This is a genomic window from Streptomyces sp. ISL-66, assembly GCF_018614135.1.
GTDB lineage: Bacteria > Actinomycetota > Actinomycetes > Streptomycetales > Streptomycetaceae > Streptomyces.
The window spans coordinates 414-10,703 of the sequence record NZ_JAGGOW010000191.1; the positions used below are offsets into that span (position 1 = coordinate 414).

At 73.9% G+C, this 10,290-nt stretch carries 9 protein-coding genes and 1 pseudogene; 3 read left to right on the plus strand and 7 right to left on the minus strand.

Annotated features, from left to right (window positions below):
* Nucleotides 1–1,216, minus strand: a 1,216-nt coding sequence (locus J7E97_RS31840) for an MFS transporter (RefSeq protein WP_308346892.1), incomplete at its 3' end; no start/stop codon positions are given.
* 114 nt (nt 1,217–1,330) lie between these two features.
* Between J7E97_RS31840 and J7E97_RS31845 the strand changes: the two genes are divergently transcribed.
* Nucleotides 1,331–1,906 carry a helix-turn-helix domain-containing protein gene (locus J7E97_RS31845; protein WP_215034499.1) on the plus strand — a complete coding sequence of 192 codons (576 nt, stop codon included), beginning with the start codon at nt 1,331–1,333 and terminating at the stop codon, nt 1,904–1,906.
* Nucleotides 1,907–1,980: 74 nt separating this feature from the next.
* Here J7E97_RS31845 and J7E97_RS31850 read toward each other — a convergent pair whose 3' ends face one another.
* Both J7E97_RS31850 and J7E97_RS31855 read right to left on the minus strand, forming a co-directional pair.
* Complete coding sequence (locus J7E97_RS31850; protein ID WP_251055459.1) at nt 1,981–2,613, minus strand: class F sortase; 633 nt, start codon at nt 2,611–2,613, stop codon at nt 1,981–1,983.
* A 163-nt stretch (nt 2,614–2,776) separates the two neighbouring features.
* The gene (locus J7E97_RS31855) at nt 2,777–3,325 is read right to left on the minus strand and encodes a hypothetical protein (RefSeq protein WP_251055460.1); all 549 of its coding nucleotides are present in this window, start codon (nt 3,323–3,325) and stop codon (nt 2,777–2,779) included.
* Nucleotides 3,326–3,625: 300 nt separating this feature from the next.
* On the opposite strand from J7E97_RS31855, the gene J7E97_RS31860 reads away from it, so the two are divergent.
* Complete coding sequence (locus tag J7E97_RS31860; protein ID WP_215034501.1) at nt 3,626–4,099, plus strand: gamma-glutamylcyclotransferase family protein; 474 nt, start codon at nt 3,626–3,628, stop codon at nt 4,097–4,099.
* 160 nt (nt 4,100–4,259) lie between these two features.
* Nucleotides 4,260–4,451: a DUF1059 domain-containing protein gene (locus tag J7E97_RS31865; protein ID WP_215034503.1), complete on the plus strand. Its 192-nt coding sequence runs from the start codon at nt 4,260–4,262 to the stop codon at nt 4,449–4,451.
* Nucleotides 4,452–4,512: 61 nt separating this feature from the next.
* Here J7E97_RS31865 and dnaG read toward each other — a convergent pair whose 3' ends face one another.
* The 4 genes and pseudogenes from dnaG to J7E97_RS31885 all read right to left on the minus strand — a co-directional run bounded on the left by dnaG (nt 4,513) and on the right by J7E97_RS31885 (nt 10,166).
* Nucleotides 4,513–6,423 (minus strand): DNA primase, encoded by a 1,911-nt coding sequence (gene dnaG / locus J7E97_RS31870; protein WP_215034505.1) that lies wholly within the window; start codon nt 6,421–6,423, stop codon nt 4,513–4,515.
* Between the two features lie 69 nt (nt 6,424–6,492).
* Nucleotides 6,493–7,767 carry an FAD-dependent oxidoreductase gene (locus tag J7E97_RS31875; RefSeq protein ID WP_215034507.1) on the minus strand — a complete coding sequence of 425 codons (1,275 nt, stop codon included), beginning with the start codon at nt 7,765–7,767 and terminating at the stop codon, nt 6,493–6,495.
* 93 nt (nt 7,768–7,860) lie between these two features.
* A complete protein-coding gene (locus J7E97_RS31880; RefSeq protein WP_215034509.1) occupies nt 7,861–9,198 on the minus strand; it encodes a deoxyguanosinetriphosphate triphosphohydrolase in 1,338 nt (445 codons plus the stop codon).
* Nucleotides 9,199–9,276: 78 nt separating this feature from the next.
* Nucleotides 9,277–10,166: pseudogene (locus J7E97_RS31885) on the minus strand (sirohydrochlorin chelatase).
* Nucleotides 10,167–10,290: the final 124 nt, after the last annotated feature.

The following is a 10,290-nucleotide window of genomic DNA, read 5'->3' on the forward strand; positions in this document are numbered from 1 at the left end:
CCACGCCGGCCCGGGACGCGGGCAGACCGCTGACCGCCGTATGGGTGATCGGCGCGTTGGCGAAGCCGAACCCGACGCCGATGAGCAGGTAGGACAGCAGGAGCAGCAGGACGCTCGTGTCCGGACCCAGGCCGACCAGGCACAGCCCGCCGACCGCGGTGAAACCGCCCGCGAGGACGAGGGGCCGCCTCGTACCGACGCGGCCCACCAGACTGCCGGACCACGGTGCGCACAGGGTGGCCCCGAGCGCCATGGGCAGTGTCGCCGTGCCCGCCGCGAGCGGGGTCCAGCCGCGGGTTTCCTGGAGGTAGAGCGTGTTGAGCAGGAGGGTCACGTTCAGTGCGGCGAACAGCGCCACGGCGCCCAGCGCCGCCGAGGCGAAGGGCGGCCGCCGGAAGAGCCCGAGGTCCATGAGCGGTTCGCTCCGGTGGAGTTCGACCCGGACGAACCCGGCCGTCGCCGCCACGACCGCGGCGTAGCAGGCCACGGCCGGGGCAGAGGTCCAGCCGATCCGCGGCCCCTCGATGAGCACGCCGACGAAGACGCACAGGGCCGTGGTGAGGAGCACCTGGCCGGGCAGGTCGAGCCGCCGGGCCCGGCCGCGGGACTCCGGCACGAACACCGCGACCAGGACGAGCGCGGCGACGATGACCGGTGCGTTGATCCAGAACACCGAACGCCAGCCGAAGGCCCCGATGAGGGCCCCGCCGATGACCGGGCCCGCCGCCATGCTGAGCCCGAACACCGACGCCCACACACCGATCGCGCGGGCCCGCTCCCGCGGGTCGGGCATCGCGTTCACCACGATCGCCAGGGCGACCGGGCTCAGCATCGAGGCCCCGACGCCCTGGACGGCCCGCGCCGCGACGAGGAGGCCGAGCGACGGTGCCAGCGCACAGACCAGGGACGCGACGCCGAAGAGGGTCAGTCCGCACTGGAAGACGCGGCGGCGCCCGAAGCGGTCGGCGAGGGCGCCGGAAGCGACGAGGAGGCTGGCCAGGACAACGGTGTAGGCGTCCACCACCCATTCCAGCCCGTGCGTGCCCACGCCCAGGCCGCGCCCGATCACGGGCAGGCCCACGTTGACGATGGTGGTGTCCACGCCGACGAGGAACATGCTCAGCGCGCAGACGGCCAGGATCGTCCACCGCCGGCGCGCGCTCAACGGGGGTGTGGCATCCGGGAGGGTCGTGGCTGTGGTCACCGTCGTGGTCACTGGGTCCGCCTTCGGGCCGGGGGCGTCTTTCGTCTGCACGCCCGTGTACGCCCAGGCTCGGCCGGGGTGGGGGTTCCGGCCCAGAAAATTTGCCAGTACCGCAAAATGGCCCGCATGGACCCCGAACTCGCGGAGACGCTCGACAGCATCGGGCCACGGCTGCGCGCCCTGCGGCGCGACCGCGGACTCACCCTCGAGGCGCTCGCGCGGGACACCGGGATCTCCGTGAGCACGCTGTCGCGGCTGGAGGCGGGCAAGCGGCGCCCGACGCTCGAACTGCTCATCCCGCTCGCCCGCGCGCACCGCGTCGCACTGGACCAGCTGGTGGCGGCTCCGGCCACCGGCGACCCCCGCGTGCACCTGAAGCCCCACCGCAGGGAGCACGGAAGCGTGCTGGTGCCCCTGACGCAGTACCCGGGCCGGGTGCAGGTGTTCAAGCAGGTGCTCTCGTACCGCGAACCGAAGCTCGTCACCCACGCCGGGTACGAATGGCTCTACGTGCTCGCCGGCGAGCTCCGCCTGATCATCGGGGAGCGCACCTTCACCCTCCGGCCGGGCGAGGTGGCCGAGTTCGACACCAGCGAACCCCACTGGTTCGGCCCCGCCGACGCGAACGCGGCGGAGATCCTGCACCTGTTCGGGCCCCGGGGCGACCAGCCGGTCGTCCGCACGGGTCCGGCGGCGCACTAGCGGGCGTCGCGGGGGTCGGGCTCGTCGCGGGCGTCGCGAGCCGGTGAGCCTTCCCCGTCACAGCACCAGGTTGGCTAGTAAGTGCCCGTGAGGTGGGCGAAGACGACCACGTTGCCCCGGTAGCCGGTGCGCGGGGAGAAGCCCCCGCCGCAGGTGATGACGCGCAGTTCGGCGCGCGGCGACGTCCCGTACACGCGGGAGTCGGGGAAGGCCCTGGCGTCGTAGACCTCCACCGCGTGGACCGTGAACACGGCCGTACTGCCGTCCTGGCGGGCGATCTCGACCAGGGCTCCGCGGTGCAGCGCGCCCAGGTGGTAGAAGACCGCCGGGCCGGTGGCGTCGTCCACGTGGCCGACGACGACGGCGGTGCCGGTGGCGCCCGGGGTGGTCCCGTCCCGGTACCAGCCGGCCAGGTTCCGGCGGGCGGGCGGCGGCACCTCCAGGCTGCCGTCGGCCTGGAGGCCCAGCCCGGTCAGCGGGGCGTCCACGCGGATCGACGGGATCCGGATGCGGGTGGGCGGGGAACCGGGGAGCGCGGCGATGGCTCCCGGATACTGCGCCTGGGCGCTCAGTCCCTCGCCGGGGGAGGGCAGGGGCGGCCGCACCGGCTCACTGGAGCCGCTGCCGACGAGCCAGACGCCGATGCAGGCGGCGAGCGCGACGAACCCGCCGCGGCGGGCCAGGCTCGCGTCCATGCCCATGCCCATGCGAGGCCCCCTTGCCGTCGCGCTGTCGTCGTCGCTGCTGTTGCTGGCACTCGATGTCTTCGTGGTGACTGGCCGTCGCCCGGCCCCGCGAACGGGGGGGACCTCGCGGGGCGGGCGACGGGGGCGGTACCGGTCGGACCGCGGCCTCGGCCGCGGGCGCCCGTCAGCTCCGCGTGCCGCTCGCCCGGCGACGCAGGAGCCAGATACCGCCGGCGGCGGTGGCGGCCAGCACGGCCGCTCCCGCCGCGATCTTGGCGGGGTCGGCGGTGGTGGTCGTGCCACCGCCCACCCCGGTACGCACGTGGCCCTGCGGGCCGCGGTCGTGTTCGGTGACGATCAGGTCGCCGGTCGCGAACTTGCCGTTCGCGCAGGTGGCGCCGATGCCGTAGGTGCCGGGGCGGGCGCCGTGGCCGACCTGGAACTGCCCCACGACCACCTCCTTGTGGGTCCCCGGGGTCAGCTTGAAGCGGCCGCCGCCGACGGTGGACGCGTCGCCCTCGGCGTGACTTCCGCTGCCGCAGGCGCTCGTGTTCACCGTGACGGTGGTGCCGGGGGAGGCGGACTTGGGCCAGACCTCCAGCGGGGCGAAGTCGCCGGCCGCGAAGCCCGCCATGCCGAGGTCCGCGGCCGCGACGGCGCCGGCCACCGGGCCGGTGAACGCGACGGCGGTCAGCGCGGTGGCGGTGAGCACGTGGGCGGTGCGTCGACGCATGGGGGGTCTCCTGTGGACACGGGGTCGTGTTTCCGAGGTAACCCGGGCGGTGGGGCGGCCGCCTGCTGATGTGGTGTCAGATTCGCCCCACGGTGCGCGCGGGCGGGCCGTCCGCGCAGGTCAGCGGCCTCGATAGGGCCATCCGTGGGCCCCCTCCCCGTCTGGGTGACGGGGCCGGCGGGTATCTCTTCCCTGGGCAAGGGGGATCGGTGCTGCTTCAGGGCGTCTGGAACGATGTGCCCGTGCTTCGGCCCCGCGGAGCCGCGGCGGACTGCCCGGTGTGAGCAGAAGGAGGACCGCATGGCGTCGTCGGTGGATCGGCCGGAGGGCCGGGCCGGAAGGACGGGTTCCGTACCGGAGCCCGAGGAGCTTGCGTTCTTCGTCTACGGGACCCTGCGTCCGGGCGAGGTCAACCACGAGCTGTTCCTGCGCGGCCGCACCGCCGCCGAGCAGCCCGCCCGCCTCCCGGACGCGGCGCTGTACGAGGGCCCCGGCTACCCCTACGCCGTGGACCGCCCCGGATCCGCCATAGCCGGGGAGCTGATCGTCGCGGCCCCGGGGGCCTACGGGGAACTCCTCGTCGCCCTCGATCTGCTGGAGGAGTACGAGGGCCCCGGGCATCCCGGCAACATCTACGACCGCATCGCCCGCGACGCCCTGCGCCCCGACGGCACCCCGGTCCGCGCCTGGGTCTACCTGGCCGCCCCACCCCTGGCCGGCCGCCTGGCGAGCTCCGGTACGGAGATCCCCGGTGGCGACTGGCTGCGCCGCTGATGCCGTGGCCGGAAAGGCCTCCCCGTGCGTCCCGGGCCCGCAGGGAGGATCGTGGAAGAGACACTGAACACCACCTGACGCACCTGCCTCCGCCCTCCCGCCCGAGCGGCGCTCGGACGGCGACGCCGACAGCCGTCACCACCCATCCGGGAGGCACACCGTGCGCAAGTTCATCGACTGCAGGGAGTACCCCAGCGAGGCCAACTGCACCCTGACCATCGCGGGCGAGGAGGAAGAGGTGGTCCGGGCGGCCACCGAGCACTCCGTGTCCGTGCACCAGGAGGTCGACACTCCGGAGTTCCGCGACATGCTGCGGACGATGTTGAAGGACGAGGCGCCGCAGAACGCCTGACGCCACACCGGACCTCGCACCGGACCTCGCACCGGACCTCGCGCGGGGGCGGCGAACCGGCTTACAGGCCCTCCGCGCCCCGGTTGCGCAGCCGCTGCCCGTACTGCTGGAGGACCCACAGCTCCTCCTGGACCGCCGCCAGCTGCTCCGGCGGCGCCTGGGGGCCGAGCCGGGCCATGGTGCCCTGGATCTCGTGCACCCGGCGGTCGACGGCGCGCAGCCGGACCTGGACCAGCTGGACTCCGGCGTAGACCTCGTCGACCGTCTTCGCGTGGATGGCCTCGACCGCGAGCTCGGTGACCAGCGCGCGCACGGTGTCGTTCGGCGCGGCCGCGCGGACCCGGGTCAGGTAGTCCTCGGTGCCGAGCGAGGCACCGCCCGCGTCCTGGATGGCCTGGCGGACGGCCGCGTAGGGCGGGGCGGTGAACTCGTCGAGCCCGTACGCGTCGAAGGCGGGGGAGACCAGGGCGGGCCGCTGGAGGGCCAGCTTGAGCAGCTCGCGCTCCGTACGGTGGGCGGGGCTGCGCAGGTTCAGCGCGGGACCGCCCGCCGGGGCGGCGGAAGGCGTCGGCGCGGCCTCGTAGGAGGACCGGCCGCGGCCCTGCTGCTGGCCGGCGGGGCCCTGGCCGCCGCGGTCGCGCGCCCAGCGGGCGAGCTGCGCGACCCGCTTGACGACGAACTGCTCGTCGCGGATTCCCAGCATGCCGGCCAGCTGGACGGCCGACTCGTGCTGGATCGCGATGTTCTTGATGTTGGCGACGATGGGCGCCGCCTCGTCCAGCGCGGCCGCGCGGCCCGCCGGGTTCTCCAGGTTGTGCCGGGACACGATGTGCCGCAGCGCGAACTCGAACAGCGGGGTGCGGGCCTCGACCAGCCCGGACACGGCCGCGTCGCCCTGCGCGAGGCGCAGGTCGCAGGGGTCCATGCCGCCCGGGGCGATGGTGATGGAGGTCTCCGCGGCGAACTTCTGGTCGTCCTCGAAGGCGCGCAGCGCGGCCTTCTGGCCGGCGGCGTCCCCGTCGAAGGTGAAGATCACCTCGGCGGTCGCGTTGTCCATGAGCAGCCGGCGCAGGATCTTGATGTGGTCTCCGCCGAAGGCGGTGCCACAGGTGGCGATCGCGGTCGTGACCCCGGCCACGTGGCAGGCCATGACATCGGTGTAGCCCTCGACGACGACGGCCCGGGAGGTCCGGGCGATCTCCTTCTTGGCCAGGTCGATGCCGTAGAGCACCTGGGACTTCTTGTAGATCGAGGTCTCGGGCGTGTTCAGGTACTTGGGGCCGTTGTCGTCCTCGCGCAGCTTGCGCGCGCCGAAGCCGACGACCTCGCCGCTGATGTCGCGGATGGGCCACATCAGGCGGCCGCGGAAGCGGTCGATGGGCTTTCCGCTGCGGCTGTCCTGGGCCAGGCCCGAGGTGATCAGTTCCTTGTCGCTGAAGCCCTTGCCGCGCAGGAACCGGGTCAGGTGGTCCCAGCCGGCCGGGCTGTAGCCGACGCTGAAGTGCGCGGCCGCGGCCTGGTCGAAGCCGCGCTCGGCAAGGAACTTGCGGCCGATCTCGGCCTCGGCGCTGCCCAGCTGGTCGAGGTAGAACTCGGCGGCCGCCTTGTGGGCCTCGACCAGCCGGATGCGCTCGCCGCGGCCGCTGGTGCCGGCGGTGTAGCCGCCCTCTTCGTACCGCAGGGTGATGCCGGCCAGGCCGGCGAGCCGCTCGACCGCCTCCGAGAAGGAGAGGTGGTCGATCTTCATGACGAAGTCGAGGGTGTCCCCGCCCGCCTGGCAGCCGAAGCAGTGGTAGAGACCCTTGCTGGGGCTGACCTGGAAGGACGGGGACTTCTCGTCGTGGAACGGGCAGAGGCCCTTGAGGTTGCCGCCGCCCGCGTTGCGCAATTGGAGGTAGTCGGAGACCACGGCGTCGATCGGGACCGCGTCCCGTACCGCCTTCACGTCGTCGTCGTTGATCCGTCCCGCCACACGCGCAAGTCTACGGCCGGGGACCGACGATCCCGCCCGGCCCCCCGGCGGCCCGCGGGCGGCACCCCGTCAGGCCACCTCCGAGGGCACCAGGGTGGAAAGCGGAATCGACGGGTCTGCCAGCTTCTCGCGGTCCACGGGCGCCTTCGACCTGATCAGCGCCTGGATGTGCTCGGTGACGTCCCACACGTTCACGTTCATTCCGGCCAGGACCCGCCCGTCCGACAGCCAGAAGGCGATGAACTCCCGCTTGCCCACGTCCCCCCGGATCAGCACCTGGTCGTAGCCGCCCGCCGGGGCGTACCCCGAGTACTCCAAGCCCACGTCGTACTGGTCCGAGAAGAAGTACGGAACCCGGTCGTACGAGACCTCGCGCCCCAGCATCGCCCGCGCGGCGGCCGGACCCCCGTTGAGGGCGTTCGCCCAGTGCTCGACCCGCAGCCGCGCCCCCAGCACCGGGTGGTGCGCGGCCGCCACGTCCCCGACCGCGAACACGTCCGGGTCGGAGGTGCGCAGCGAGGCGTCCACGGCGATGCCGCCGCCGTGCTCCCGGTCGACCAGGGCGAGACCCGAGGTCTCCGCCAGGGCCGTGCGCGGTGCGGCCCCGATCGCGGCGAGGACCGCGTGCGCCGGGTGCTCCTCCCCGTCGGCCGTACGGGCCGCCAGCACCATGCCGTCCTGCCCGACGATCTCCGTCAGCCGGGCCCCGAAGTGGAAGCGGACCCCGTGCTCGGCGTGCAGGTCCGCGAAGAGCCGGCCGATCTCCGGACCGAGGACCGCGTGCAGCGGGGTCGCCTCCGGTTCGACGACCGTGACCTCGGCCCCGTACCCCCGGGCCGCCGCGGCGACCTCCAGGCCGATCCAGCCGGCGCCCGCGATCAGCAGGTGCCCGTTGTCCCGGCCCAGGCCGGCCAGCGTCTTGCGCAGCCGGTCGGCGTGCGCGAGGCGGCGCAGGTGGTGCACCCCGACCAGCTCGGTGCCCGGGATGTCCAGCCGGCGCGGCTCGGCGCCGGTTGCCAGCAGCAGCTTGTCGTACGGCAGCGCCGTGCCGTCGCCGAGGACCACCTTCTTGGCCTCCCGGTCGAGCTGGACCGCCGGCTGGCCGAGGTGCAGTTCGATGTCGGAGGCCGCGTACCAGGAGGGCTCGTGGACGAAGACGCTCTCGCGCTCCTCCTTGCCCGACAGGTACCCCTTGGAGAGCGGGGGACGCTCGTAGGGATGGTCGCGCTCGTCGCCGATGAGGATCACCCGCCCCGTGAACCCCTCGGACCTCAGCGTCTCGGCCGCCTTGGCTCCGGCCAGCCCTGCGCCGACGATGACGAACGTCCGGTGTGCGTCGACCACCTGATGCCTCCTCATAACCTCTCGGCCACATGCGACCACATGCGAGCGTCCCGCACTGAGCCTGCCGCGTGAAGGGGGAGTGGCCCGATCGGCTCACCCTTCGGCGCGTCGCGCGCGACGCGTGAGGCGGGCGTGCAGGGAGCGTGCGGCCGCGTCGGTGAGCGCCGCGATCTGGTCGACGACCGCGCGTTTGCGGGCCCGGTCGTCCGGCGCCGCGTCGAAGATCGCCCGGAACTGAGGGTCCAGACCCTCGGGCGCGCGGGCGCTCAGCGCCTCCGCGAGCTCGGCGAGGACGATGCGCTGATCGGCTCGGATCCGCTCCTGCTCGTCCCGCTGCATGACGTACAGGTCGGCCACCGCCTTGAGGACGGCGCACTCGTTGCGCGCCTCGCGCGGCACCACCAGCTCCGCCGCGTACCGGGTGAGCCGGCCGGTGCCGTACGCCTGCCGGGTCGCTCCCTCGGCGGCCAGGCAGAAGCGGCCGATCAGCTGGCTGGTGGCGTCCTTCAGCCGGGCCTGGGCCACGGCCGAGCCGTCATACCCGTGCGGCCACCACTCCTGCTCCATCAGCCGGTCCAGGGCCTCCCGCAGCTCCTCCGGCTCCGTGTCGGCCGGTACGTACCGCCCGATCGCCACCCGCCAGATCGCGGTGCGCTCGGGCTCGGCGAACAGCAGGTTCGGGTCGAGGTGCCCGGCGTGCAGGCCGTCCTCGAAGTCGTGGACGGAGTACGCCACGTCGTCGGCCCAGTCCATGACCTGCGCCTCGAAGCACTTGCGGTCGGCGGGCGCGCCGCGGCGCAGCCAGTCGAAGACCGGTAGGTCGTCCTCGTAGGCGCCGAACTTCACCGAGCCGGGATCGGTGGGGTGGTCCCCGCGCGCCCACGGGTACTTGGTGGCGGCGTCCAGGCAGGCCCGGGTGAGGTTCAGCCCGACGCTGACCAGTTCGCCGGTGGCGGGATCGGGGACGAAGCGCTTGGGCTCCAGCCGGGTCAGCAGGCGCAGCGACTGGGCGTTGCCCTCGAAGCCGCCGCAGTCCTTGGCGAACTCGTTGAGCGCCTCCTCGCCGTTGTGGCCGAAGGGCGGGTGTCCCATGTCGTGCGAGAGGCAGGCGGCCTCGACCAAGTCCGGGTCGCAGCCGAGCGCGGCGCCGAGCTCGCGGCCGACCTGGGCGCATTCCAGGGAGTGCGTCAGGCGCGTACGGGGGCTCGCGTCCCAGTCGTACGAACGCGTGCCGGGGGTGACGACCTGGGTCTTCCCGGCGAGGCGGCGCAGGGAGGCGGAGTGCAGCACGCGGGCGCGGTCGCGCTGGAAGGCGGTCCGGCCCGGCCGTTTGTCCGGCTCGACGGCCCAGCGCTCGGTATCGGCGGGACCGTAGGGCTCGCCGGGCTGGTCGGGGCGGACAGGTGCGGTGGTGCCTTCCATGCCTTCCATGGTCAGAACGGTAACCGTACGCGCCGACAAGACGAGTGCAAGAGGAGCAATCCCGGTGATTGCGGCCCAACCCGGTCTTTACGCGGTGGCCAGTTCCAGCGGGTGCGCCTGCCGTGCGCGGGTCGCGGGGGCCGTGAGGGTCGCGCGGGCTTCGTCGTAGCGCTGGAGCACGAGCCGGGCCAGCGCCGGATGCGCGCCGAGCGGGGCGGCGGCCGGTCCCGGCGCGGCGGCGGCGCTCGCGGAGGCGAAGCGCCCGGGGGCGGCGAAGTACGAGGCGACCGCGACCCGGTGGCAGCCCCGCGCGGCCAGGGCCCGTACGGCGTCGGGGACCGTGGGCGCGGCGGCGGACGCGTAGGCCGCGATCACGGGCACCCCGTCGAGCCGCTGCGACAGCAGGGCGGCGGTGGCCCGCGTATCGGCCGCGGAGTCGGGGTCGCGGGATCCGGCGGCGGCCAGCACCACCGCCGACCCGGCGGTCCAGCCGGCCTCCACGAGCCGCTCGTACAGGGCCTCGACGAGCAGCGGATGCGGACCGAGGGGGGCGGCCACCCGGGTCCGCAGGTGCCCGGCGCGGGCGGCGGCGGCCGGCAGGTCCCGCTTGACGTGGGTGCCGCGCCCCAGCAGCAGCGGCACGAGCACGGCGGCTCCGGTGGCCCGGTCGAGGGTGTGCTCCAGCAACGGGTGGTTCAGCTCGATGTGCCCGAGCCGGACGCGGAGGCGCGGACGGAGCTCGCGGACCCGTTCGAGGAGGGCCTCGACGGTGTGCAGGGCGCGCGGGTCACGGCTGCCGTGGGCCACGGCGACGAGGGTGGGCTGCATGGGACGACTCCGTGGTGTCGGGGGCGCAGGCCGCTGAGCTGCGTGCCGAGCTGGGCGGTGATCCGGGTCAGCAACTCCGCCGTGGTGGCCGGCGAAAGGGGAGGGGAAGGCGGGAGGTGCGGGGACTGAGGCTGCGCCGGCTCCGTCATGAACCGATCCTGCGCGCCGCAGGTTGCCGACGCGTTGCGCCGGGGTGACGGGTGTTTTCCGGCTGCTCACAGGGGGGCGGACGCGCGGGTGGGGCGGGGGGTGGGGCGGGGGCGCGGAAGCCGC